At 36.9% G+C, this 23,646-nt stretch carries 45 protein-coding genes; 7 read left to right on the top strand and 38 right to left on the bottom strand.

The genetic code is table 11. The features are described 5' to 3' along the window. Positions 1–14: 14 nt before the first annotated feature. The 21 genes from IV81_RS02430 to IV81_RS02325 all read right to left on the bottom strand — a co-directional run bounded on the left by IV81_RS02430 (position 15) and on the right by IV81_RS02325 (position 12,559). On the bottom strand, positions 15–200 hold the full coding sequence (locus IV81_RS02430) for a phage tail tape measure protein (protein ID WP_236696815.1): 186 nt from the start codon (positions 198–200) through the stop codon (positions 15–17). Between the two features lie 71 nt (positions 201–271). Continuing rightward, positions 272–583 (bottom strand): phage tail assembly chaperone G, encoded by a 312-nt coding sequence (gene gpG, locus IV81_RS02425; RefSeq protein WP_057801928.1) that lies wholly within the window; start codon positions 581–583, stop codon positions 272–274. Positions 584–646: 63 nt separating this feature from the next. After that, a complete protein-coding gene (locus IV81_RS02420; RefSeq protein WP_057801926.1) occupies positions 647–949 on the bottom strand; it encodes a collagen-like protein in 303 nt (100 codons plus the stop codon). A 67-nt stretch (positions 950–1,016) separates the two neighbouring features. Beyond that, positions 1,017–1,646 (bottom strand): major tail protein, encoded by a 630-nt coding sequence (locus IV81_RS02415; RefSeq protein WP_057801924.1) that lies wholly within the window; start codon positions 1,644–1,646, stop codon positions 1,017–1,019. A gap of 12 nt (positions 1,647–1,658) precedes the next feature. Further along, positions 1,659–2,072, bottom strand: coding sequence for a hypothetical protein (locus IV81_RS02410; protein ID WP_057801922.1), 414 nt, complete (start codon positions 2,070–2,072; stop codon positions 1,659–1,661). Next, positions 2,069–2,473: an HK97 gp10 family phage protein gene (locus IV81_RS02405; protein ID WP_057801920.1), complete on the bottom strand. Its 405-nt coding sequence runs from the start codon at positions 2,471–2,473 to the stop codon at positions 2,069–2,071. Before IV81_RS02405 ends, IV81_RS02410 begins: the two co-directional genes overlap by 4 nt. Beyond that, positions 2,470–2,847 (bottom strand): phage head completion protein, encoded by a 378-nt coding sequence (locus IV81_RS02400; protein ID WP_057801918.1) that lies wholly within the window; start codon positions 2,845–2,847, stop codon positions 2,470–2,472. The genes IV81_RS02405 and IV81_RS02400 overlap by 4 nt, the downstream gene beginning before the upstream one ends. Beyond that, positions 2,816–3,130 (bottom strand): phage gp6-like head-tail connector protein, encoded by a 315-nt coding sequence (locus IV81_RS02395; RefSeq protein WP_057801916.1) that lies wholly within the window; start codon positions 3,128–3,130, stop codon positions 2,816–2,818. The genes IV81_RS02400 and IV81_RS02395 overlap by 32 nt, the downstream gene beginning before the upstream one ends. Before the next feature lie 64 nt (positions 3,131–3,194). After that, positions 3,195–4,370, bottom strand: a complete 1,176-nt coding sequence (locus IV81_RS02390) for a phage major capsid protein (protein ID WP_057801914.1) — start codon at positions 4,368–4,370, stop codon at positions 3,195–3,197. A gap of 24 nt (positions 4,371–4,394) precedes the next feature. Continuing rightward, complete coding sequence (locus tag IV81_RS02385) at positions 4,395–5,135, bottom strand: head maturation protease, ClpP-related (protein WP_057801912.1); 741 nt, start codon at positions 5,133–5,135, stop codon at positions 4,395–4,397. Then, positions 5,119–6,270 carry a phage portal protein gene (locus IV81_RS02380; protein WP_057801910.1) on the bottom strand — a complete coding sequence of 384 codons (1,152 nt, stop codon included), beginning with the start codon at positions 6,268–6,270 and terminating at the stop codon, positions 5,119–5,121. The genes IV81_RS02385 and IV81_RS02380 overlap by 17 nt, the downstream gene beginning before the upstream one ends. An 18-nt stretch (positions 6,271–6,288) precedes the next feature. Continuing rightward, complete coding sequence (locus IV81_RS02375) at positions 6,289–7,971, bottom strand: terminase TerL endonuclease subunit (protein WP_057801908.1); 1,683 nt, start codon at positions 7,969–7,971, stop codon at positions 6,289–6,291. After that, positions 7,968–8,300 carry a P27 family phage terminase small subunit gene (locus tag IV81_RS02370; RefSeq protein ID WP_057801906.1) on the bottom strand — a complete coding sequence of 111 codons (333 nt, stop codon included), beginning with the start codon at positions 8,298–8,300 and terminating at the stop codon, positions 7,968–7,970. The genes IV81_RS02375 and IV81_RS02370 overlap by 4 nt, the downstream gene beginning before the upstream one ends. Before the next feature lie 121 nt (positions 8,301–8,421). Continuing rightward, positions 8,422–8,646, bottom strand: a complete 225-nt coding sequence (locus IV81_RS02365; RefSeq protein ID WP_057801904.1) for a hypothetical protein — start codon at positions 8,644–8,646, stop codon at positions 8,422–8,424. Positions 8,647–8,894: 248 nt separating this feature from the next. Continuing rightward, positions 8,895–9,221 (bottom strand): HNH endonuclease, encoded by a 327-nt coding sequence (locus IV81_RS02360; protein ID WP_057802105.1) that lies wholly within the window; start codon positions 9,219–9,221, stop codon positions 8,895–8,897. Next, positions 9,206–9,616, bottom strand: coding sequence for a hypothetical protein (locus IV81_RS02355; RefSeq protein ID WP_057801901.1), 411 nt, complete (start codon positions 9,614–9,616; stop codon positions 9,206–9,208). The genes IV81_RS02360 and IV81_RS02355 overlap by 16 nt, the downstream gene beginning before the upstream one ends. A 239-nt stretch (positions 9,617–9,855) precedes the next feature. Further along, positions 9,856–10,578 carry a hypothetical protein gene (locus tag IV81_RS02345; protein ID WP_057801897.1) on the bottom strand — a complete coding sequence of 241 codons (723 nt, stop codon included), beginning with the start codon at positions 10,576–10,578 and terminating at the stop codon, positions 9,856–9,858. A 557-nt stretch (positions 10,579–11,135) separates the two neighbouring features. After that, the gene (locus tag IV81_RS02340; protein ID WP_057801895.1) at positions 11,136–11,552 is read right to left on the bottom strand and encodes an ArpU family phage packaging/lysis transcriptional regulator; all 417 of its coding nucleotides are present in this window, start codon (positions 11,550–11,552) and stop codon (positions 11,136–11,138) included. Positions 11,553–11,629: 77 nt separating this feature from the next. Continuing rightward, positions 11,630–11,833 (bottom strand): hypothetical protein, encoded by a 204-nt coding sequence (locus tag IV81_RS02335; RefSeq protein WP_057801893.1) that lies wholly within the window; start codon positions 11,831–11,833, stop codon positions 11,630–11,632. Positions 11,834–11,975: 142 nt separating this feature from the next. Beyond that, positions 11,976–12,185 (bottom strand): crAss001_48 related protein, encoded by a 210-nt coding sequence (locus IV81_RS02330; protein WP_057801891.1) that lies wholly within the window; start codon positions 12,183–12,185, stop codon positions 11,976–11,978. Between the two features lie 2 nt (positions 12,186–12,187). Next, entirely contained in the window at positions 12,188–12,559 is a 372-nt protein-coding gene (locus IV81_RS02325; protein ID WP_201780911.1) for a MazG-like family protein, read from the bottom strand. A gap of 368 nt (positions 12,560–12,927) precedes the next feature. Here IV81_RS02325 and IV81_RS02320 point away from each other — a divergent pair, with 368 nt between their 5' ends. Then, the gene (locus IV81_RS02320; protein WP_083484670.1) at positions 12,928–13,458 is read left to right on the top strand and encodes a hypothetical protein; all 531 of its coding nucleotides are present in this window, start codon (positions 12,928–12,930) and stop codon (positions 13,456–13,458) included. A gap of 116 nt (positions 13,459–13,574) precedes the next feature. Here IV81_RS02320 and IV81_RS09275 read toward each other — a convergent pair whose 3' ends face one another. From IV81_RS09275 to IV81_RS02270, 12 genes are all read right to left on the bottom strand, one after another. Continuing rightward, on the bottom strand, positions 13,575–13,733 hold the full coding sequence (locus tag IV81_RS09275; RefSeq protein WP_157059748.1) for a hypothetical protein: 159 nt from the start codon (positions 13,731–13,733) through the stop codon (positions 13,575–13,577). 1 nt (position 13,734) lies between these two features. Further along, positions 13,735–14,028 carry a hypothetical protein gene (locus IV81_RS02315; RefSeq protein WP_057801887.1) on the bottom strand — a complete coding sequence of 98 codons (294 nt, stop codon included), beginning with the start codon at positions 14,026–14,028 and terminating at the stop codon, positions 13,735–13,737. Then, entirely contained in the window at positions 14,028–14,198 is a 171-nt protein-coding gene (locus IV81_RS09270; protein ID WP_157059747.1) for a hypothetical protein, read from the bottom strand. Before IV81_RS09270 ends, IV81_RS02315 begins: the two co-directional genes overlap by 1 nt. Before the next feature lie 95 nt (positions 14,199–14,293). Then, positions 14,294–14,473 (bottom strand): hypothetical protein, encoded by a 180-nt coding sequence (locus IV81_RS02310; protein WP_057801886.1) that lies wholly within the window; start codon positions 14,471–14,473, stop codon positions 14,294–14,296. A 14-nt stretch (positions 14,474–14,487) separates the two neighbouring features. Then, the gene (locus tag IV81_RS02305; protein WP_011673236.1) at positions 14,488–14,697 is read right to left on the bottom strand and encodes a hypothetical protein; all 210 of its coding nucleotides are present in this window, start codon (positions 14,695–14,697) and stop codon (positions 14,488–14,490) included. Next, on the bottom strand, positions 14,684–15,094 hold the full coding sequence (locus IV81_RS02300) for a RusA family crossover junction endodeoxyribonuclease (RefSeq protein WP_057801884.1): 411 nt from the start codon (positions 15,092–15,094) through the stop codon (positions 14,684–14,686). The genes IV81_RS02305 and IV81_RS02300 overlap by 14 nt, the downstream gene beginning before the upstream one ends. Before the next feature lie 115 nt (positions 15,095–15,209). After that, positions 15,210–16,028, bottom strand: a complete 819-nt coding sequence (locus IV81_RS02295) for an ATP-binding protein (RefSeq protein WP_057801882.1) — start codon at positions 16,026–16,028, stop codon at positions 15,210–15,212. Continuing rightward, a complete protein-coding gene (locus IV81_RS02290; protein WP_057801880.1) occupies positions 16,009–16,767 on the bottom strand; it encodes a conserved phage C-terminal domain-containing protein in 759 nt (252 codons plus the stop codon). The genes IV81_RS02295 and IV81_RS02290 overlap by 20 nt, the downstream gene beginning before the upstream one ends. Positions 16,768–16,769: 2 nt before the next feature. Beyond that, positions 16,770–17,450 (bottom strand): putative HNHc nuclease, encoded by a 681-nt coding sequence (locus IV81_RS02285; protein ID WP_057801878.1) that lies wholly within the window; start codon positions 17,448–17,450, stop codon positions 16,770–16,772. Between the two features lie 11 nt (positions 17,451–17,461). Beyond that, positions 17,462–17,863 carry a single-stranded DNA-binding protein gene (locus tag IV81_RS02280; protein ID WP_057801876.1) on the bottom strand — a complete coding sequence of 134 codons (402 nt, stop codon included), beginning with the start codon at positions 17,861–17,863 and terminating at the stop codon, positions 17,462–17,464. Positions 17,864–17,866: 3 nt separating this feature from the next. Continuing rightward, the gene (locus IV81_RS02275; RefSeq protein ID WP_057801874.1) at positions 17,867–18,532 is read right to left on the bottom strand and encodes an ERF family protein; all 666 of its coding nucleotides are present in this window, start codon (positions 18,530–18,532) and stop codon (positions 17,867–17,869) included. After that, positions 18,529–19,017 (bottom strand): hypothetical protein, encoded by a 489-nt coding sequence (locus IV81_RS02270; RefSeq protein ID WP_057801872.1) that lies wholly within the window; start codon positions 19,015–19,017, stop codon positions 18,529–18,531. Before IV81_RS02270 ends, IV81_RS02275 begins: the two co-directional genes overlap by 4 nt. Positions 19,018–19,239: 222 nt before the next feature. On the opposite strand from IV81_RS02270, the gene IV81_RS02265 reads away from it, so the two are divergent. Beyond that, positions 19,240–19,743, top strand: a complete 504-nt coding sequence (locus tag IV81_RS02265; protein WP_057801870.1) for a hypothetical protein — start codon at positions 19,240–19,242, stop codon at positions 19,741–19,743. Here the strand turns inward: IV81_RS02265 and IV81_RS02260 are convergent. The 3 genes from IV81_RS02260 to IV81_RS02250 form a co-directional block, all read right to left on the bottom strand. Beyond that, entirely contained in the window at positions 19,721–19,942 is a 222-nt protein-coding gene (locus IV81_RS02260) for a hypothetical protein (protein WP_057801867.1), read from the bottom strand. The two genes, IV81_RS02265 and IV81_RS02260, sit on opposite strands and share 23 nt — an antisense overlap. 98 nt (positions 19,943–20,040) lie before the next feature. Continuing rightward, complete coding sequence (locus tag IV81_RS02255) at positions 20,041–20,250, bottom strand: hypothetical protein (protein ID WP_057801864.1); 210 nt, start codon at positions 20,248–20,250, stop codon at positions 20,041–20,043. Between the two features lies 1 nt (position 20,251). Next, positions 20,252–20,989, bottom strand: a complete 738-nt coding sequence (locus IV81_RS02250) for a Rha family transcriptional regulator (protein WP_057801863.1) — start codon at positions 20,987–20,989, stop codon at positions 20,252–20,254. 59 nt (positions 20,990–21,048) lie between these two features. On the opposite strand from IV81_RS02250, the gene IV81_RS09265 reads away from it, so the two are divergent. Further along, the gene (locus IV81_RS09265) at positions 21,049–21,189 is read left to right on the top strand and encodes a hypothetical protein (RefSeq protein WP_011673224.1); all 141 of its coding nucleotides are present in this window, start codon (positions 21,049–21,051) and stop codon (positions 21,187–21,189) included. Here the strand turns inward: IV81_RS09265 and IV81_RS02245 are convergent. Both IV81_RS02245 and IV81_RS02240 read right to left on the bottom strand, forming a co-directional pair. Next, positions 21,179–21,358: a hypothetical protein gene (locus IV81_RS02245; protein ID WP_057801860.1), complete on the bottom strand. Its 180-nt coding sequence runs from the start codon at positions 21,356–21,358 to the stop codon at positions 21,179–21,181. The two genes, IV81_RS09265 and IV81_RS02245, sit on opposite strands and share 11 nt — an antisense overlap. A gap of 17 nt (positions 21,359–21,375) precedes the next feature. Beyond that, complete coding sequence (locus IV81_RS02240) at positions 21,376–21,591, bottom strand: hypothetical protein (RefSeq protein WP_057801858.1); 216 nt, start codon at positions 21,589–21,591, stop codon at positions 21,376–21,378. A 273-nt stretch (positions 21,592–21,864) separates the two neighbouring features. On the opposite strand from IV81_RS02240, the gene IV81_RS02235 reads away from it, so the two are divergent. The 4 genes from IV81_RS02235 to IV81_RS02220 all read left to right on the top strand — a co-directional run bounded on the left by IV81_RS02235 (position 21,865) and on the right by IV81_RS02220 (position 23,593). Next, positions 21,865–22,227, top strand: coding sequence for a helix-turn-helix domain-containing protein (locus IV81_RS02235; protein WP_057801856.1), 363 nt, complete (start codon positions 21,865–21,867; stop codon positions 22,225–22,227). Between the two features lie 12 nt (positions 22,228–22,239). Then, positions 22,240–22,656, top strand: a complete 417-nt coding sequence (locus IV81_RS02230) for an ImmA/IrrE family metallo-endopeptidase (protein WP_057801854.1) — start codon at positions 22,240–22,242, stop codon at positions 22,654–22,656. 58 nt (positions 22,657–22,714) lie between these two features. After that, complete coding sequence (locus tag IV81_RS02225) at positions 22,715–23,317, top strand: LptM family lipoprotein (protein WP_057801852.1); 603 nt, start codon at positions 22,715–22,717, stop codon at positions 23,315–23,317. 90 nt (positions 23,318–23,407) lie between these two features. Beyond that, positions 23,408–23,593: a hypothetical protein gene (locus IV81_RS02220; RefSeq protein WP_057801850.1), complete on the top strand. Its 186-nt coding sequence runs from the start codon at positions 23,408–23,410 to the stop codon at positions 23,591–23,593. The last annotated feature ends 53 nt before the right edge of the window (positions 23,594–23,646 follow it).

Below are 23,646 nucleotides of genomic sequence, written 5' to 3'. Positions count from 1 at the left end.
CCTCCTTTCCTCAATTATTTCTGTCGTGCCAAATCAAAAAGACTCATAACTGGTTGTCCGCCAGGGTTAACACCTAATTGACCAGGTGTAACCGACATCCCACTTTCAGTTTTTTGAGTCTTTTCTTGCACATCTTCAGCCGTTGCCTTCATAATTTCAGACAACATTTTATAATCAATATCATTAATGACGGAACTCAACGTATATCCAGGTCGATTTTCAACAATTGATCCTAAAACTGCGAGAATCCTCTTTCGAGCCTCTGGGAGGCTTAGTCCTCCGTCGGTTCCGTCATCACGTTTTTTAGTTCAATACCGCCAATTTGAGCGATAATTTCAGCAACTTCATTGTTAAAATTAAGCGCATTAAATCCATTCCAAATTAGTTCTTCAGTCACATTCTTATCTGTAAAAACTTCAGACAAAAATTTAACACGCTCTTCAGCGATCACTTTTAAATCTCTTCGTTCTTCGAATGTTAATAAATCAATCGCTTCAAGTAGACGCTTTGCCGGAATAAATGTTTCAGTAAACGTCTTTTCTTTACCATTAACCATCAAGGTCATCGATACTGGATCACTCATTTTTCCACCTCCAAAATAAAAACAAGACCAGTCTTGCGACCCGACCTTGTCTAATTAGTATTATTAAGCTGTAGCTGATTTAACGGTTAAAGTGACAGTCGAATCATCTGACATCGTTAAAGTTCCGCCCGTTAACTTTCCGTCTGCATCAGTTGTTAACTCGCCAGACTTAACTGATAATCCGTCTTTACCTGCGGGTCCCGTCACACCATCTTTACCCGCTGCTCCGGTATCTCCTTTAGCTCCAGTGGCTCCATCTTTTCCATCGATGCCATCTTTAACAGCAGCTACTCCATTTTCTAAATTATTCAATTTATCGGCGGTAATAATTTCGTCGGTTTCCCATGTATGAGGTGTATATGCCATTTATATCATCCTTTCTACTCCGTTAATTTAGTTGCGCCCACTTTAGCCGTTCCGACCGTGGGCGATGTTAGTTTCCCGTTCCACCGCCATCAACATCTGATCCACTAGAAATTGCTGGATCAAATAGTTGCTTTTCAAACACGGTAATAGCTTCTGCATTTTCAGTTGTATCGCCAATAAACTTCTGCATCACTTCACCATTAGTACTATCATCTGCCATTGAAGCACCTGGTTTAAATGACCACGCATCAGGTTCCGGCTTAAATGTTTTAGAAGAATCTAAAGTTTCAAGATTTAACTTGTCTCGAGTGAATACTCCCTTAAAGAATCCAATCAAAGCAATTTCTCCAGTATCCTCTGTCGATTCTAGTTCAATTGAGCAGTAAGGTGGCATCGTATCTGAACCGCCGTAAGTAATTCCGTTTGCATCTTTTCGGAACCCTGATAATACATCGGCACTGTCTTCTGGCAAATCTAAGATACCTAAAGCGACTTTAACCTCACCTAATCCACCACGTGCGATGTAATAATCGATGTTGGAACCAGCCACAGTGGATGAGTCTTTTGCCAACCCACTAATTTCAGCGGTAGTCGTAGCACCCTTATGCTGCTTACCTTCAACGATAATTAATTCGCCCTTTTTTGTTCCATCTTCATTAAATGGTTGAATTTTTAATCTTTTGTATCCAACAAACATATTCCATTCCTCCTAATAATTAGTGTCATATAACGCCGTATTTCCTCGATATCGACGTGCATCAACAAAATGACCGGTGGCTTCGAAATATACATCGAGTCCATCGGTCATCTGTCCATAATTTAATTTTTTCATTTCTTTTTTGATTTCACTTTGAACCTGCTTAACTTCTTTTCGATCAGGTGACTCGACTGCAATTTGAAAAGTAAATTCAATCTGCATATCCTCGTCACTTGCCGAATTACTTGCAATTGGTGGACCTAATGGCTTAATCAAAACAAAGGTTTTGCTCTGATCGGCAGTTTCCGGATAATCATATTTTCGGATACGATAACTGCCGTCAGCTGCTTTAGTTAATCCGCCAATCGTCGGATTATTTTTCAAAGTTTGATAAATCAAATCAATCATATCTTTAACTTCTGTCATAGCAATTTCCCCTTAAGAATTGATCTTACCAATGCTTGATATTGAGGTTTGATTTTGTCATAGGTTGCCTGCAATTTTCCCAAACCACGAGGAGTGTAATGTTTACCGTTTCTGGTATAACCAAATTCGTTCAAATGAATAATCGCATAACGGCCCATCGGACCATTCCAACCAACTTTAACCGAATTTTCACCCTGTCGTTTTCTAGGTTTGCCAACAACCACTTCGTTAACTGTTGCTCCTGTATCCTGAAAAAAGGAAACAGCTGATTTAACTTCATTCTTAACGTAATCAGCAGCAGGCTTTAACGCTTCTTTTTCAACCGCATTTAGCTTCCGCTCACCCAGTTTTTCCTCAAGCTTCGCTAAAACTTCATCCATCCCTTTAATTTCAGCACTCATGCAGTCACCCCCAAAACAATAACCACAAAACGGTCATCCTCAAAATCCGGACGAACGTCAACTATATTCCAGATAATATAATTTCCATGCACATCTTTATATCGATAATCTGAAATGACAACGGCATCATTGTTCACTGGTTGATATTCGCCCCTGGTGTCTCGAATTTTGATCGTGACCCCACGTTTGACCCCATGTGCATCTAGGATTGCATTGTCTTTATTACTCGACCCATAAACTTGAGCAAAGCATTCGAAAACAATCTTAGTCGGCATTTCACCCGGCTCACCATCAGGGTTTTCAGTTTGTCTATAGAAACTGACTGGGATTCGTAAATCGCCACTATTTGTCTTCGGGCGTTGATACTGATTCATCACCAGTCACCTCCGTTTCCGAAATAACGGCTGACATTCCTAAAATTTGGGCTTGGAAGTTGTCTTCGAAAAATTCAACCGAATCATTGTAGACATATCGAGAGCGCTCCAATACCAATTCTCGAATGCCGATAATATTCAGATCATCACTACCAGTCATCCGCTTAATCTCTGATTTAGATCCTTCAATGATCGCTTTTAAATTATCATCTTCTGAATCATGAAAAATGTGCATGCGCTCTTTAAAAATTGGTAGTAGATCAACTTTTTCTTGTTCCGTCATCTACGCACCACCTATTCTGTTAATTTAGCAGCGCCCACTTTAGCTGTTCCAACGGTGGGCGCGGTTATTTTCCCGTGTTACCACCAGTTGTTGGATCAGTTGGTGCTGAACCAGCTCCAGATAATTTCAAATCGTAAACAGCTGATGCAGTATTATCATGTGCTTTACCATATAGGAATTGTTTAGCAGTAAAGAGGTCTAAATCTTCTAGCGCTAAAGTTTGGTCAAACTGCTTAATTTGAAGTGGACCAGCTTGGAACGCATCATAGCGATCTGGAATAAACGCAATCACTTTACCTTCTGGTACGAATTCCGATTCAACAGTTGTTAGTCCAAATGGCATCGCTGTAACAAATTGACCGTTCAAGTTTTGAATCATGAATTGAGCTTCAACATCTAACGTGTCACCAGGAGACATTGCCAAAACTGTTCGACCTTTAGCAACTACTGGGTGACCATTTTCCTTCTTGGATAATCCTTTAATTACTCCGGCTAATTCTTTGGCAGCTGTTTTAGTATCCGCAAAAGTTAGTTCTCCAGCAGACGTTTTTTCAGGATATGCACCATCTGTGACCGCTACACCTTTTGAAACATCACGATTTAAACCGATTGGCTTATCTTTACCATCACCAGTCAAGAATGCTTCTTCTGACGCTACGGCAAAGGCCTCTGTAATTTGAGTTACAACAAACTTCTTAATCCATTGTGGTCCGAAGTCTTCTAAATCCTTTGGAACAACAACGAATGCAGTTGCTTTGTTTTGAGTTGCATCGTCTTCGGAGAAGCTGGCATCTAATTGACCCTTAATTTCACCAAAGATTTTGCCCCATACAACCGTTCCAGTCGTATCAGATTTGATGATTTTTAAACTGATACCGTTGTTCTTAAGGCCGATTGCAGATAAGAATGGGTGTTGTTGAACCATATCTTCAAAGATTTCATCAACCGTTGTTTGTGGCAGAATCTTTTCGCCAGTGGATTTAGTATCTGTATCCGTCTTGAGTTCGTTAAAAAACTTAACCTCTTCGTTGGTCATCTTCATTTGATGAGCATTTTCAAGTTCTGCCATCTTCTGTTCCGTGATAGATTTAACCTCTTTTTTAGCATCGCTACCAAGCGCGTCCATCATGTTATTTAAAGCCGTTTCTTTGGCTTCACTAGTTGCTTCTGGATCCATAGCAATTTTTGCGTAATTGGTACGTTCTTTAGCAAAGTTTTTGTAATCACCAAATTTAATCATGTATTATTTCCTCTTTTCTTTGTATTAAAAAACGAACGGATCAATATTGACCTGTTCGTTCTTAGGTTTATGTGTATCTACATTTTTTAATCTTTTTGCAACTGCATCAGCAATATTTTTCACTAAATCATCTGAAATCGGTGCACCTAAGGCAACTGTGGTAAATTTATCAATTACCGTTTGTGGAATCATCCCTGAATTACTGTTTTCAAATAACGGCGCTTCTTCTGCATTATCATTTTTAAAATTGATTACAGAATCAATCAAGCCTGCTTCTAAAGCTTCATCAGCAGTATAGAACGTGGTTTGCGCCATAATATCAAGAATTTCTTCTTCGCTCTTACCCGTTTTATCCATGTAAGCTTGAGCAATCGATTTATCTGTTCCTTTCAGAACATCAGAAATCTTGTCGAAATCATTATGATTTCCTTCACCATAGGTTGATGAATTATGAATCATCATCCTTGCTGTTGGGGACATCTCCAAAGTGTCGGCGCCCATCGCAATTACCGAAGCAGCACTTGCTGCCATCCCATAAATTTTGGCTGTTACTTTTCCTGAATAAGATTTAAGTGACGTCCAGATATCGCTAGCGGCATATACGTCACCACCATTCGAATTAATAACCAATTCGATATCATCTGTTTTTCCAGAAAGTTCATCATTGATTACTGATGGTGATGTATAAGGTAAATTAAAATAATCGTAAAATGCCGAATTTTCGTCTGAGATAATTGGACCCTTAACATCAATTTTCACTGTCATCTTTCTCACCTCCCTTCGTATCAGTCGTGTAGTTCTTCGTGATGATCACTCGGTCACCATCTGGCAGTGGCTCTAATCCCATAGCTTCACGGACTTCATTAATCTTCACAACGCCACTGGATGCCAATTTATCAACCTGCTCTGATAGTTCAAGAATGTTAGGTTGATCAAGTCCTACCGCTTCAATGTACGCATCACCCGCCAATACTTCGTTCTTGCTAAAGAACTTAGCATTCAGTTCATCCCGAATCTTTTTTAGTAATGGGGATAGGCAGTAACGATTGAACAATGTTGTATTTTCATTGCTTTCGACATTTGAACCATGGATTAACGCTGTTGGAACACCGATAATTCCAGCAATATCATCAATAAACGCATCTTTAACTTGATTAATTTCATCGAAGTTTTGATTCTTTGCAGTACTATTACCGAGTTCCTCATAATCAAAACCTTTAGTCGTTGGAACAATCGCCACGGACTTTTTCTCAAACGAAGCATAGATGTTATCAATATAATTCTGTAAGGCTTTCTGCTTAGCTTCTTGCGTCCCAGATGTCATATTTGCTTTAACGTTTGCTCGAATCTGATTATTACGAAGCTGGAGATTAAACATGCGTCCCATTAGTTCACCGTAATCTGACCAGAGTCCGTTTAGATAACTATCCAAACGAGCATTTCCGTACGTTAAATAAATCACATCGTCCATACTAAACGTTCGTTTAAACTCATAATCTTTGACTGTCACTCCATTGAAAGAATCAGGATACAACGCATATTCATTTCTTACAAAACTGTCGGCAATCAATAAATCATTAGTATCACTTTGAACAATTAAAACTTCACCTTTACGCAATAACTTATAGACTACTTCCTGCCAAAAGTCGCCAGCCGATTTGTCGGTATTCGGTCGGACATTCAAATGATAATAAGCTTCATCTTTAACCGGTTTATGATTTTTCAGTACTCTAAACTCCGTCTGGCCGACTGCTCTTGCTACAAAGTTGATCACTTCATCAATGGCCAAGCGTTTCATGTACGCACGTTCCGCCGTACTCTCATATTCCTCAAGGTCATAAATAAAGCTTGAATCATGACGTCGTGTAAATATTTCCGCAAAACTACTAAACACACTCATACGTTCACCTCCCTTCGGCTAGAAATTAAGTCCATTCAATAAATCGAGTGATTCTTCCGGATCAACATCTTCAATTTCATCAACCCGATATTGGCCATACTCAAATGCTTTGAATCCATCAGTTTTTCGACGGCGTTCTTCTTTCTTGCCATACTTCTTATTACCACGCGCATCAACCGTTACCAACACGTTCTGCGTATTCCAACGTAACAATGGATTATCTCCCCAGACGAACTTATTGGCCGCGAAGCCATCTTCAATGCGGGGGGCCAACAGTCCATCAATCGCTGTTGGGTTTTTGATTACGTCAACTTCGAAGTCGGCATCTTCAAAGAACTTTCTTAATAAGTCAGCTCGGAAGTTATCAAGAACGACCTTATCAATTACGTACTTTTCACGCATCTCGGTAAACCAATTGACAACCTCACGGGGATCAATTGTTTCAGTATTTAGAATTGTTAATAGTCCTTGATCTTCCCACTCACCAATTGGAGCAACGTTCCGCGGTCGATCAGCTGGGTTCGCTGAATATCCATAATACTTATCAACAAATTGCTTTCGAGCAAATTGATGTGAAACAAAGTAGACCTTACCGCCCATTTTGAAAGTTAAACCACACGCTGCAAAATCTCGCATGCTGGCAAAATCAAGTGAGCCAACTGCCTCTCGACCTTCTAACTGATAAAGCGGAATTGACTCATTAGTCGCTTTGATTTGTTCATAGGGTGCCACCGACTTTTCAGGATCCTTTAATGGTAAGTCCATTCGTTTAGTTAGAAATTCTTCCCGCATGCTCGGCTGAGATTGCATTTTTAGATACTGTTTCCGAATCTTTCGGAATAATGTCTTACCATAACCAGTCAGGGGTTTAGAAAGCATTGGATTGGCTTTTTCCCACATGGTTTCGTCATCAACTTCTTCTTCGGAATCCAATTTACACCAGAATGGAAACATAGTATCCGGTGGTAGTTGGCCACCCATAACTTGTAAAGCAATATCTTTCTTTTCGTCCAGATAGCCGTCACGAACATATCCATCCGACCCAATTTCAAACTGCCGAGATTCGGGTACCTTACCTAACCCCGATTCATAAACTGAAACTCCAGAATCGTCCTGATACATGTGGATTTCATCAAACACATCAAAGCCATCACGCAAACCATCTTTGGTTTTCCCATTAGATGTCTGATACATCACAATTGAATTAGTCGCTTTTGATTCGATCTGTGATTTATTCGCATTAAATGAACCACTAAGTACATCATTTCTTTTAACTACATTGTATATTTCGGTGATCGAAGTTTTAGCCTGGTCTTCCGAATTGGCCACAATTGAGCCGTTGTAACCAGGTATTCCATTTAATTGGCTAATTAAAAACGCTCCAAGTGAACTGATTGTTCCATTCTTACCAGCTCCTCGCCCAACCACCCAAAAATGCTCATCATAATAAACATCATCAGTGGCCTTATCATAAAGAAAAATGAACGCTGCCAAAAATCTTTGGTATAAAACTGTCGGGAAAAACCATTTTTCCGTGAAGCTAATATAGTCTTCAATTTTCTCTTCGTTGAAAAAAAGCTGGTCGTTATTTAGGACAAATTTCTCCAAATAATCAATCAGCATCACTCGTTCTTTATTCAGTTTTATTTTGCCCGTTTTATAGGCGTTTATATAGGCGTCTACGTATTTTTGATGTATCATACTAGCCCACCTTTACTACTGCTTGAGGGGGCATTTTGGGCGTGATTTTCGATAGTACTTTTAGTTGATTTAATCGTCTTAAAAATCTCATTTTCCAAATTCAAAAGTTGAGTATTCAACTTCTCTTTTTCTGGAATTGCTGGATTAACCTTAGTAAATTTTTGATTGCCATTCTCAACTGTAATAGTGGCTCCGTCCTTTTGTATTGCTGTTCCTAGCTTTTTATATAATTTTTTCAGATCCAAATAGCGAGCGATTTTTTCTTGCAATAAAATATTGTCTTGATCACTATTATTTTTAAAATATTCTTCGATTTTTGATAAACTCAAACTCCCCACCCCCCCTCGTTTTAATTTTTTCTCTTTTTTCTGGGAAGTCGAGCTCACCCACCGGTTTTCAATTTCAATTTTTTTACTAAAATTTTTGACCCCGGGGGATGATTTTTAATTTTTATTTTTTAAATTTAGTTAAAAATGCCTGCCAATCAAAAAATACGCATTTTTGTACATAATAATAACCATCAAAGTTATCAATATCGTTGATTCTCTTCTTGACATAGTTCTTTGCTCGCCGTTCACTAAAGTAAACTCGGTTGGCTTCTGTGATGTTAGTTTGTGGTTGTCGCATTACTACATAGACAATGACCTGCTTAGTACCATCGACTCTTGACTTCATTGTAATCTACCTCCACTATCTTCTGATGTTTGCAATGACTGCATGAGTAGCAACGATAGATACAACTGTTAGCACTCATCAGTCCATGATAGATATAGTTATGGCCTGAGAACAAACACTTTATACTCATAGCTTCACCCGATCCTCATGAACCAAACCACATCGTTCACATCGACAGACCACCAATAGATCGCATAAGCTTGACCTATTGAGTACTTCAATATACTTATGGCCTAACAACTTACATCTTAATCCCATCGTTCATCATCCTTCCATTTATTCTGCTGCTTGCCATTACCATTACTACGATAGTTCATTCGACCATGTCGTTTGTTATGACAGTCCTTACATAATGTCCTTAGGTTGTCCTTATCAAACCGAAGCTCTGGATAGTACTCAAGCTCTTTGATATGATCAACCTCTAGCACTGTATCCATATCAGTAACCACTAATCCATTAGCTTTACACCATTGGCATTCATGGTTATCACGTTCCAATATATGATTACGTAACTGACGCCATGCAACACTGTTATAAAAAGCTGTTCGCTGTTGTTGGTTTAACTTAGATTGCATAAGCATTGATAAGCCTTAAGTGCTTGCTGTTTAGTAAAGCCACGTTTAACTAATTCATCAATAGCTTTTACATCACTATTTCTAGGACTTTTTAAACGATATTCATTGCCGTAAGTTGTTTGACCTGTAACGTTATCAATCATGATGTGTTTAATTTTGTCACCATCTATATATTCAGCAATCAATATGTTAACTCCATCTTTAATACCATTAGTTAGATATTGATATGACAACTGAACAATAGGATAAGTGACTCCATTTATAAATAATTGTGGTGCACCATCTTTTTCTATATTCAATAAAGCACGGTTATATTTATATTCATCCATAGCCGCATTAAAGTCACCATCATCAAGTGAAACATGAATCGTTAATTTATCTTCATTAATTTTCATTATCTATTTACCTCCAACATATATTCACGTGTTTCTCCATTACCTTGTTTATCCATTGTTTTAAACCTAACGCACCATTTAGTCCCGCCAGATACTGGGAATCTAATCTTCATTGGTTTAGGAATCTTAAGTAATGGCAATGTACTAAATAAGTGTTCATCAATCCATTTGTGTTTCCACATGTGATTATCTCCAAAATAAAAAGCCTTAATAAAATTAATTATCAAGACTTGGTACTATTATTTAATAATTTTTAAATCGTCAAAATTATCAACCACATTACATACACCCCTAAGGTTACCAATATAGATATTATTATCACTATCAGTATCCTGTGATTTTATAACAATTCTAAATTCCTTTTGATCACTATATTTAACTCGTTTCCGAAAAATAATTTTAGCAATATTATTCTCTTGTTCTGCTAATCCCATGACATCATCAATATCATTCGAATCATAATATTCAACATCTTTCCAACCAACATTTTCACTTTCAAGTCGTTTAAACAATATATTTGGATCTATGATAATTGGTATTCTTTTATCTGTGTTGAAATTACGGAGCCTTTTTATAGCACTCTTTGTGAGTTTAAAACTTTTTGTTTTTTCATCTTCTACAATATCGTCCGTATCTATCCACGAAAAACAAGAAATACAAATCGTTTGCTTTAATTCATCAGGTATATTTATATGAATTGATGCAGTAGTAGTAGGAATTACAGTTGCTGGTTTTTTATCACCTGCTATTCTAAACATAAATGCCCAACCACTTTCAGGGGAAATATTACCTTCCACCTTTCCTTCTAAAGCGTCACCTATTATTGTGTCTCCTTGGTTATTTTCTAAATCAATAAAGTATTGCAGTGGATTAAAATGAATTTCTCCATTATCAAGAAAGTTTTCAACATACTGTTTCTCAAAAAATCTAATTAAAAATACATGTTTATCCTTATTACTCATAATTTCCTCCAACACAAAAGTAGAATTACTACATAAGTTTACTTCATAGTTTCTGGAAGATCTATATAAAAAGTCACACAACAATTAAGTCGTGTGACCTTAGTTATAAGAACGAGATGGTAAGGATTTGCACCTTACATATACTGGATTTTGTACTCTCCTACCTTTTCTTGGCTTCTTTCAACCTTAGCTTCGGATAGCGTTTACCTGTTCCGCCACATCTCACGTTAGATCTATGAACATCCTTTGACTGTTGCGTGCACTGCCGTCTTTTCATCACTCTCCAACCATTATTGATAGCTTTCGGGGCTATCTCACTAACTATAATTGGGCTTCGCAGATGTTCAATAAGACAGCAAGGAATCGAACCTTGCCACAAACGTACATGACTTTCCGAATTGAATTTGTTGAAACGGAAGCTTGTGTAACCATCTATCTCACTCGAAAGATTGTATAATATCGGCATATTAGAGGAACCTTAGTTATTTGATTCTTTCGATAATACTAATATAACTCGAACAATGTAGAATATGTGACGTGTAATTGTCCGGATATTGTCATCTTTTGAATACTCTCAAATCATCCACATCAACAAATGCCCATGCGAATTGTAAGAAAGCCTCATTAAGTATGTCATTTTCATGACTTCGACTATAGCCAGTTAAGTCTTCTATTTCATACCATGTTAATTTTTTGAAATATCTTAACTCTAATATTTGTCGATGCTTATGATCTAAGCCACCACATGCTTTAACGACTTTACCTAAAATATCTTTGGCATACGCATGTAAAGTAACTTTAGTTTCCACCCCATTATCAGCACTGTGGGATACTGGCATGCCACTAATGACTGGCGATTTAATATCAACGTATACAACATGCGCCATATTCTGCAACGTCGGAAACTCTTTTTCAAAAAAACGTTTCGTGTTTTCAATTGTTTTATTTTCGTCTAATTCTGGTAATAATGACACGCCCTCAACTCCCGTAGTATAATGGTATTAGTCGAATACATAATATTACGGGCATTTCTCGAACGAGGGATGCTTTTTTATTTCCTTTGAATTTCAATCTCAAACTCTTGCGCACGTTTACTGACATAATCCACACTGACACCTATTTTCTTACTAATTTCAGATCGGATAAATCCTTGACCTGCCAGATTAGCAATCTTAATCGCATCCCGTTCGTGCCTACGTTGCGTGTTCATCTTGCGATGATCCCATCTTCCATCTTCAATACGTTCATTTTTCAATAAACCAATTTTCCGAGTGTAATCACTTAATTTAGTGCACACTTCGCAATCGCAATAACGCTTATTAACGTGTCCCACTCTAACCACATCATCTAATAACTGATTAACCTTATGCCATTGTTCGACTGTTGGTTTTGTCTTTCTAATCGTAATTACCCTCTATGTCTCTAATACGCCGATATAACGCATTATCATAATCACGCATTGCTTCGTATTGGTCGATCATAATTGCCTTGTGACTATCCGAAATACCAATATACTGGTCGTTGATTACATCACTTAACCTTCTCATTTTTCTTTCCAGTTTTTCGCTTTCAAGTTCTAACTGTGCTATCACTTTTTCTTTAAGCATTGCTATTTCTCCAAATCTTCCTTCTTGATAAACACACCATCAACGTTCTTGCCTTCACGATCCTTGATAGTATCGTACGCCGATTGGATACAATCGTTGATATCTAATCCGTTCTGTTCGGCAAATAATGTCATAACAACGAACATGTCGCCTAGACTATCCTTAACCTGTTCCGGTACCCTTTTGTTAAAACCTTCTGCCAGCTCGCCCAATTCTTCGGTTAATTTATTTAGCTGTCGGCTAGGGTCTCCGTCTGTAATGCCACGTTCTGCACCCCACTTTTTAATATTTTTTACTGCATCATATAAAAGGTTCGCCTCCATTGCCTGTTCAAAGGCATTGTCCATTATTTTCTTAAATTCATCTTTATCCATCGTTTAATCCTCCTAAAATTGTCCTGTTAGTAAAGCAATTATTACTGCAATCGTGATACAGATAATTGCTAATATCCAAAGCATGAATCGTTGTTTGTCTGTCATTAATGCCTCCATATTGGTCAGTGCAAATATTGCATTAACCACTTTATCTGCTAGTTATCTGCAGGTTTTTCTACACACATATGCTGTAATCGTTGGTATAACAGCATTCTATCTACACATTTATCTACTGGTTTTCTGTTAGTTTTTTAAACTGATCAAAATTGATGGACTTAGGTTTAGCTTGTAACTAACCTTTCCACACATTCATTAAGCGTTGCTTTAAAAATATAAATAACGGATAATTTAATTTGAGGTGAATATCTGTGAATATCAATAACAAAACTTTATTAGCACTCTGTATAGCACTTATTGGCTTAATAGGTTCTATTCTTGGTGGGCGCTACTCTAAAATAAATGAGCAACAAATCACTGATCGAAAAATATTTGATAATTGTTATTCCAAAATTTTTAAAATAATGGAATACAATTTTTACTCAAAAGAATTAAATCTTTTCGAATACCAAGAACTTGGTAAGCAATTGTTAAAAATATTTGATAAGTCGCAAGGATACTTCTATCCCTCACTTAAGGAGTACGCAAAATGGTTAGCATCTGCTAAAGATACCTCTACGGCACAATTCGCATTGTCATCATTTTCATGGACCTTTGACAAACAATACACAAAGGTATGTTCAAAGATTGGAATGCCCAAAAGAAGCCGTTACTATCGCCAAAATACTCATCAATACAAAGATTTGAAAAACTTAATATTTTTATCTTTTTTCGACGCATATGCTTGGATAAATTGGACCTATGTTCTTATGTTTATTCTTATTGTAGTTGCATTAATATAACTACAATCGTAAAAACAAATCCTGCAAACATACTATTAAACGTGTTACTAATACAGAACGCCATTAAAAAAATAAGTATAAATTCCACTGGTATTCACTAACTTTCTTTTTTATTTTTATTCCTTAATCTGCCACGAAATAACACTGACCCACGTCTGTATAATCACGGCTGCAATATAGATACCCCAACCAATTATTCCGTTATGTAGTCCGTAACCGATTAGCACTGACGGCATAATCCATGCTACCGCTGAAAAATACCATAGATAGAACATACTAATCACCCTTTCTAAATCGTTCTAATACTGGACGAAACTTAGCTTCTAAGTTCTCCAACTCGTCAAGATACTGGGTCAATTCCATCACATCGTACTTATCTTCCAACATTAGATGAATACAAGCGTTCATAGCACGGCTCATATTGGAATAGTAGCCTTTTGTAGTGAACATAGGTAAATCATCCTTGCCAGTCTTAATCGCTCCAGATTCGTCTCTGATAGCTTTCAGCAAGGTGTAGTTTGAATAGTTATCTACCTTAACCTGATAATCATCATTAATAATTACAATCATTAGATTTCCTCCACTTTAAAACTAAGATCAACACCAGCTCTTGCCATAGCAGTAGCTAAATCAATTGCTTCACGCTTAGCGTCTTCTTCAGTGGCAAACAGTTTGGCTTCTTCTTTTAGTGCATTCCATGAAACATTGCTTGCGTATCCCACGTCATTTTGATTCTTCAATACATAAAACTTGTGCTCCATTCTTATCCAAAGTTACCTTTTTCACGTTTGCGTTAAATATAAAGCCGTTATCCTTCATTCTTAATCTCTTCCATTTAATTATTTGACGTTCTATTTCTAATTAATTCACGAGCACATTCCATTAATTGCGATGCAATTATATTTGTATCACCTAGCAACTGATCTTTTGTTACACGAAACTTGTTATCTTTATCATTATTAAAAGTAATTAAAACAGGATCCGAGTTTAAATTATTAATTATTTTTATTTCCATTTTCTTAATTCCTCCTAAAATGGTAATAATATTTCAGCTACCACGTGATTGTGTTCTTCCCTACTTAATTTCCGATAAGCGTTATAGACGTCTAATCTATCTCGTCTTAATTCGTACATCTTTCTACTCATTACTGAAATCACTGAAAAAATATCGTTATTTTCGTCAAGCTTTTCCAGTAAGTAATTAGCTAGAACTCTTTCATCATGACTATTCAAATTCATACGGAATCACCAACATTTCTATGTGTGGATTTTCTGAATAATATTTATTCGTTTTTGTGCTTACTATCTGTGCATCATCAACCCATAACAGCCCCGTACAAGCATCCGTGACCGCTTTAAAAAGATTATCTATATCTGGTTTCATCGTTGGTCTATGAAGTCCTGACAACCTTCTTTGACGTTCCACCTTTGAAACACTTTTCTGTACCGATCGATAGAATTTAATCTGTACATAAAGTGGTTCTAGAATCACTTTATCTGTATACTGTTTTTCAATTATTTTTCGAACAGTCTTTTTGTACGTGTTATATGGTTCCTTATAATACGGTGAACCAAATCGAGGTACTTGTGGTCTACTTGCCGCTACTGGTTCACCTGGTATTGTTAGTCTAATCATTACTTGTATCCCTTTCTTTTGCGGTAAGCCTTATTACATTTAGGACATGGATTAACTTGTACTCCAATTGAACTTTCAACATATACTCTTCCAGTCCCTTCGCATATTTCACACATTAAAATATCGCCATCCTTTTATCTTTAGTTTGTTTAAATTTGATAATTCCATCGTTTTTCATAACGCCTTTATACATTCGACTTAGCAGTTTCGGATTATAAATTTTGGATAATTCATCACTATTAAGATTAGTGGTTATAATCGTCCGATTTCGCTTGTTTAAGACGCCGAACAGCACTTGCTGGACATATTCACTAGCCTCTCTTGATTCACGCTTAAACGACGCCTCGCTGCCTAAATCGTCTAGCACCAATAAATTAACCTTGCCTAGCAATTCCACCATTCGAGACTCGGTATATTGACTATCAGGGTGACTAAATGAATCCTTAATCAGTCGTATTAGCTCGTTAACAGAAACAAATAGGCATGAAGCATTCGGCTTAATATGCTCGTTGACCGCTTTTAACATTGAGATCGCTAAATGAGATTTACCCACACCGGGATTACCCGTGATAACTGTATTGGCTGTATAGCTGCGGTTAAGATATCTACCAGCCAAATGCCGCGCTTTGTTCAGGTTGTTTTCTGCTTCGGTTCCCTTTTCGACTTCATAGTTGCTAAAGTCGGCTTTCCATAAGTCTTCGTCATCAATGATTGAATCCTTAATTAGAACGTCCCTAAATCCACGGTGGTAGTTACTAAGCACCCCTTTTAGCACCAAATCGTTCATGTGTTGTTCTCGTTGTTCTTTAACACACTGGATACAGAAAGGTTCATGTTGGTTGCCTACTTTAATCAGCTTTTGGCTCGGATGAATTTTGCAATATTCATCAATCGCCTTCGCTTGGTTCAGCAGATTAAAACTCAAGTCCTCCATACGATTGCCCCTTCTTCTTTAATTCAGCCGGTTCTTGATTCAAATAGCTTTCAAATTTAGTGCCAAATAAGGTTTCTGGTCTAAGATACTTCGCCATATCTGTCCCACTCCATTCTGCTGCCTTAAGGTCAATTACCTTGTTAAAATCATCGCTATTAAACCCGTCATTAAACCTAGCTTTAATTAATCGTTGTGTTTTAGCTCCACTAGCTCGGTACTTAGTGCCCGCTTTTTCATTTAGATAATCAACAATTTCCTGATAAGGTATGCGGTCGGGTTCGTCAGAACCAGACAATATATCTTTACTATCCTTACCTAACCTATCCTTACCTAACCTAACCTGTGCGGTCCATTGGTTGTCCAGTGGACGTCCAGGTATTTTTCCCGTATCAGCTCTGCGTTTAGAGGATTTCAATTTTATGTTTGGAACCATTTGAATAAGCATTTCTTTGTAAATTGAATCTACTTTTCTGTCTGCTCTAATTCTGTTGTTTTCATTCCAATCCGTTATATAAGTAACTAGGTCTTCATTCAAAACAACTATAAATTTCTTAGCGACTAATATTCTTAAATCATCCTCAACAGCGCCAACTTGTCGCATGATCGGGAATGCTTCTACCACTCCGTCATCGTCTGCATGTAATCCCAGATGGAAGTAGAGTGCCTGACTGCTCAAGGGCATTTTGATAAACCTTGCACTATTAGTTATACGTTTACTAAACATTCTTCTTTGCGCCACAATTATTTACCTCCGTAATTACCTCTTACGCCAATCTTTTTAAGCGTTTCAACATCTAATTTAATTCCCGTTACTGGTACGTGATACTTCTGTGCAAACCTGTTCGCTCCAATTGCCTCAATAATGCTATGATGAGCTCTACAGAGTGCCATGACATGTCGCTTCGTATGGTCAACCTTGGTCCGATCCATCCCGCTACCAATCACATCGACATGGTGAATATCAGCATGATTTCCGCACACGGTACATACACGGTGCCTACAGCATTGGTATAGGTAATATTCTTCTTCTTTTGGCAGTAGTTCATACCCTTTCTTAAACGGCACGTGCCACTCAAACATAAAGTCAATAACTAGGTCTAATAGCACGTTAGCATCGCTTACTGATGATTTAGTGTTATCTGATAAGCTAATCTCTTTCCCTGCCGTATAGATTGAATATTGCGTATAGAATAACGTTTTAAGGAAGTCTTCGGGTGCCATCGTGAATTCTGCAATGTCATGTAATAGTGCAAAGAATAAGCGCCTTTGGCTCGCTCTAGCTTTGCGTAAATCAGCTACTTCAAAGTCAACATAGAATTGGTTATCGGTTCCACTAACGGTTTCTAGATGATCGAGATTGATTGGATAATCAAGATGCAGTATTACATCATCGCCCTGTATTTCCGCTCTAGTTCTCCGCATGGTTCAATCCTCTAGAATGGCAAATCATTATCATCAATATCAATTGATTGTCCATTATTAGTAAAAGGATTGTTATTAGCTTGCGGAGCCGTATTATTAGTATTATTTCCACGTTGATTATCGGGTAAATCAAAGTCTGATACATTCACACCTAATTGTGTTTTACCGTTGTATTCACTGACCTCTAACGATCCCGTGACGCTAACATGACTACCTTTTTTGAAATATTTTTCAACAGTCTGGGCTCGCTTGCCCCACACAGAACATCTGAACCAATCGGTACCATATTGTCCTGTATCGTCCGCTCGATTCTGTCGTACCGCCACATTAAAGTTGGCCACCTGTCCGCCATTGCTGGTGGTACGTAGTTCTGTATCTTTGCCAATGTTTCCTGAAATTGTAATTTGTCGCATTATTTACATTCCTTCCTTTTCTAATTGTTTATCTAATTGACTGGCCACTTTATCAATTAAGCTGACAGCTATATCATCATTTAGCTTAGTGAGGCTATTAACCTTAGCCATTTGTAAATAACCACTAGTTACTTTCTTGACATCGGTATTAGTTACGCTTGCCATGCTGGCAAATAAGTCGGTTAATGTTTTTTGGTGTTCTTTAGAAATTGGATCAGGTTGTTTTTTGCTTTCAACGTTTTTTTGAAACGAATCAGGATCGGCATTATCAGTAGCAATATTGAAGAATTTTAATAAAAAGTATTTTTCGCCATATGTTAATGCTTTCCCAACCCCTTTTTCTCCCGCCGTATCGAATCCTTGGGCATACCATGGACATTCAATCTTTTCTTCTGGATTATCCGAATTAACCCATGTCATGGTTAGTTGCAATTCAGTAAATACCACTTGTGATCCTTTTTTGTTTGTACTAATTTCTGTATGCTGGTCAACAACTCTAGGGATTAGCAATAGATGTTCTTCATCCATTAATCCATGGACTTGACCAAGCACATCAGACGAACCAGCATAGGTGTATTGTGACCCGCTTTGCGATTTCTGAATGTATGTTACTTTGGAGTGAATGCTTTGTAATTTTTCGTAGATTGTTTTAGTGTTTTCCGTGGTCATTTCATCGCTCCTTGCGTTATTCTAAAATCATCCTTCTTAAGGTGTGTTTCTATAAATGGAATAATTTCACCATTGGCATCGATGGTCTTACCATTGACGGTCTGCCATTCCCCACTGGCTAGTTTTTGCTTAATTAGCGTGTTACTAATTGATTTAGTTGTCTTTTCTACCAATAATTCGGATAAATACTCTGTATCACCATATTTATCTAGAATAGCTTTGGGCGTATCGGTCAATCTAACTTCGTAACTGTTCTTCTTGTCAGTCGCAAACGGCATACGCTCGATACCATCTAATACTTCGGCATCCCCAAACTCTGCGAGTAATTGCCCGTACGCTAATTTAGCTTCGCTTTGAACGGCATTTAATTTATCAATGCCTTCTGACCGGACCTTGTCCAACCTTGCTCGATTGTCTTTGACAGTTTGCTTAACCTGTCGTTCGGCGTTCTGCCACTTAATAAACAATTCATCAATGTTATTCACTAGCGCTCTCCTTTCCGAATAATGCTTCAATTTCCTTACGCTCTCGTTCTTGTTCGTATTCACGTTCATATTGTTCGAACTGTTGTTGATTCATTTGTGTTATACTTCCTTTGATATTATTTGTTTTCAAGTCCGCTATTGCCGTAGCGGGCTTTTTATTTTGAATTCTTAATTCTGAACACCTTCTTTTGTGTATAATCGATATGAAAGGAGGTGATATTTATGAATAAAAATGAAATTTTATCTATTGAAGCAGCTGTCGCATTTTCAAATGAAATTGTGGAAAGGCAAAGTAAAGTCGATTACCCAACTTATAGAATTTTATGGAAAACATCTTTTGGATTGGCTACTGGAAATATGATTCGATACGATAAGTACCAAAATCCAATTATTAATGAATCCCACGATAACTTAGATTATTGGGACAAAACATACACACCAGAAGCGTCTGAAGATTTATTCGCCGTCGTACGACACAAAGTTATACCCTACTTTGTGAGTGATTCTGGATTTGGATTAAAAAACATGATATTGATGAACAAGCCTGACATGCTTTTAGATCAATTACTTAAATTATCAAAGGTTGAAATTACCGAAGACTTAAAAATTCCAAACTATTCTTCAATTCTCGACTTTAAAACACTTGATAATTCTGTTAGTTTGCCTTTCATAACGTTAGAAGCTGCAGAAATAGAGAGTGTTGCTAGTTTAATTTCAAAAAGTTAGATTCATACTGAATTTTGTTATAAGCATATTGAAGACTTGCGTATGCGCCATCATGCGTTAAGTCTTCTTTTTTTAATAATTCAACAATTTTTTCACCAACTTCAATTGTCCCTTTACCAAAGACGTCGTCAATTCTGTTATTCACTCTGCTAAATTGTCTTAAATAATATTCACGATCCGTTTCCTTATCCTTATTCACTTCTCATCACCTCCAGTCATTGCATACCCAACAAACCACGCCACTAACATTGAAATTAGATAAAATGCTGCTTGTCCTAAACTTACTGATGCGACCATCTATAATCCCTCCTCTAGCCATCTGTTAACCTTTAGTTTGTTCAACCAAACTTTCTGAACGTGTGGAATCTCTTCAATAGCAATACTTAAACCTTTAAATTGAATGGCGTTTTCTAACGTCTTAACGCTGAAACCAATATAGTCAGACGCCGTTTGCTTATCCATGTACATAGGAAATTGACTGTCTGGTAGTCGTTGCTTATCAGCCATCTTAATCACCTCCTAACGTTGTTTGTCCTTCAACTACATTACTCATTTGTTTAATAATTTGAACGGTAGCCGTTGATGGTTGCCAGTTGTCAATAAGCTCATCTGCTATATCAAAATCTTTCTGACGTAGTTGTGAACGTGTCTTAACACCTGTTACTTCGTTGATTCCTCGGCTAATATCCTTAAATAACTTGCTTCGTTGAGGAGCTGTTAATGTTAACCCGTGCATATCAATATATTCGTATACCTTTCTACTAACATGCTTAGAAATATAGCTATATTCTGCTGAATCGATACGTTGATTGTCTTTCAAGTACTTAACATCTTTATCAATCCGCTCTACTTTCTTATCTGTGTTCTTGTTGGCTTCAAATATTAATTCCAGCACTTTCATTGGATCGCTAGGTAATTGGATACGTTCTTCCTTAATTGCTTTTTCCATGCGATTGAATTCTTTAATATATTCAAGTTTGAATTTGTCGGCTTTTTTACCGTTAAATCCTACAGCGATAAATATAAATCCATCACGATTTAGGTAATACATTTTCTGTTCTCTACCACGTGAATCCACGTAGACTCCTTGTGCAAACATATCTTTGTAATCGGCTGAATTTTCAGCCGAATTAATTTTTTCTTCGATTGTTTGAATAACATTCTTATGCTTCTTTTCGAATGCTTCTGCTACTTGTAAGCTAGTTGTAACTGCCCGTTGGTCTTTCATGATTACTAATTCGTTCATTTGTTTTCCTTCTTTCTGTGTATAATTTAATTAGTTCAAATAAAGGTGGTGATACCATAATGTCAGACAAAGAAATTGCTCTTGAATTAACTAAGGCTTGGCTGGAATCAAATTCTAAATTAGATACTGTGCCTGCAAGTTCTGTCCAAAATGTATATGTCGGTTTTTTAGACACCGTAATCAAAGCTTCTAAAGAATAGATTTTCGTTGTTCGCTTATATTTAACGCATCGAAAACGCGTACCATGGCATCCGTCAAAACTGATAATTCTAACGGATTGGCTTTTTCAGAACTCTTCGATATCAGTTGCAGCTGATGTTGAAGAGTTTTTTCATTTAAAGATTCTAAATTTTTATTTTTTGCTTCCATTGTTGTTTCCTCCCTTTCTAGATTCCGTATTTTTCACGCAAATACTCATAAATTTCATTTACTAAAATTTCCGAAGCCTTCGTTACTGACTGTTTATTAAGCGATAAACTTACAAAAGTTCGAGACTTGCCAAATTTTTTAGCCAAGCTTCCTTGATTTTCTAGGCGTCGATTATTTGATAACCAAGCCTTGATTGCTTCTGCTTTGTTATTTGTTTCCATGTGAATAAACAAGTGAATCCCTCCTTTTTTGTAAAATATGTTAAGAACTTTTCCTAGAGCTATTTACTTTTTCTATAAAATAATGCTAGAATGTAGCCATAGTTAAATAAGCAATAAAAACCATTACATCACGCCTGCCAGCTGATTGATTGGTGTTTTTAATTTGCTCTTTTTAATAACAATATTTCTTAACAAAATCTATTCTAGAATATAATCTAGTTTTTGTCTAGTTATTTCTAAAAATATTTTCTAGGTATTTTTTGTTAACGCATTGGAGATACCTATATGACGCTATTTGATAGAACCAAAGAAATAATAAAAAAACGTGGAATGTCTGTTTCGGAAGTTGAACGTAAAGCGGGTTTGAGTGAGAATTATCTTTATACTTGGAAAAAATCTGATAATCCTAGAAAGAAAAGTATTGAATCTGTTGCAAAAGTTCTAGGAGTCACTGTGGACTATTTGCTAGGTAAGAACGAGACGCCTGAATGGGCAAACGAAAAAGATACGAAAGATTTGGAAACTTTCTTGGAAAGAAATCTTGAGGGTGGAATGACTTATGGTGGCGAAGATTTAACCGAGGAAGAAAAGCAGCAAGTAAAACTTGCAATGACAACAATATTCTGGAAACGCCACAAGCACGATTAAGAGGTGTTACCTATGAATACCGATAAAATCAAAGAAGCCGTGGAAACTGTGGTTGAAAGATACAAAACTGCTGATCCGTTTGTCATTGCTGACAAGTTAAATATAGATGTTGAATGGACTCCCTTATTTGGAAAAAGACCATTTGCTAAAACAACTTATGATAATGACGAGCCTGTTGTTATGATGAATGAGCGAATTAAGTACCTACCCTCTCGTTACTACACTATGGCTCACGAAGTTGGGCACGTAATTTTACATGAAGGATTATCTGGATACTACACTGGTATTAGATTTGGACACTCTAAACTAGAACACGAATCAGACGTCTTTGCTGCTGCTTTACTTAGCGTTCTTTATATAGAAGAAAATGATCGATATCCAGAAACGTTAAATGAATTGGTTTCTTCATATGGGATACCAGAAGAATAACCTTACGACCAAAAATCTAACGTCGGTAAACTTTGTACATATTTTGGAGGAATACATAATGAAAAAAATGCTTGGAGTTGTCACGGTATCCGCCACTCTACTTATACTTTCGGGATGTGGCAACAAAAATTCAGAAGTTGCATCACTGAAATCAGAAAATAGTTCGTTGAAAACTGAATTAAAGTCCTTTGAAAATAAATCTTCAAAGAATGCTGCTAAACAAACAGATAAAGTATCTACAACAGTAGGCTCTGTTCAATATAGCATTAGTAAAATAACAAGTGAGAAAGTCACTAATAAAGAAGACAACTATACGAATGCTGAATACAATATGCCAAACGTCAAATCTTTGCCTAAGCACTACTATCGTACAAGGATTGACTACAAACTCAAGAACGTTGGCAAAAAAACATTTGATTTATCTTATTACCATGCAACCGTTATTGATGATAATGGAAACGAATTTAATCAAGAATCGAATTCAGAATATGGATTCGATGATAACTCTAATGGCATCGTTAACCCAGGAACAAAAACTAGTGGTTCATTCTACTTAATCTCAAAAGAACCCATTAATATTTCACATTTCAAAATTAATATTTCGGAACAATCTGATGGAGAAAATGATGTTGGCAAAGCGGGCGTAGTTGAATTCAAATAAATTCTTTCCCGCATACAGAGTCGAACTGTGTGCGGGAATACGTCCAAATACTGAAGACGTTAAAAGCTGAACTGGTAAAGGAGTTTTATTATGAATAAAGACGACATCATGAAGAAAGTTGAAGATATGATCGGTGAAGGCAATATTGATAAAGCCAAAAGCTTTATTGAAGATCACAAAGAAGATTTAGGCGAATATTACGAAAAAGCCAAGGACTTAATTAGCAATAATGCTGGAGATGTTATTGATAAAGTTAAAGGCATTTTTGGCAAGTAGCACCATTCCCCCACTCTGGCGACTTGCAGCGGTTCGATTCCGCTCGTGGGAAT

The sequence above is a fragment of the Pediococcus stilesii genome (assembly GCF_001437075.1).
In the GTDB taxonomy this organism is placed as follows: domain Bacteria; phylum Bacillota; class Bacilli; order Lactobacillales; family Lactobacillaceae; genus Pediococcus; species Pediococcus stilesii.
This window is presented reverse-complemented; position numbering and strand designations above follow the sequence as displayed.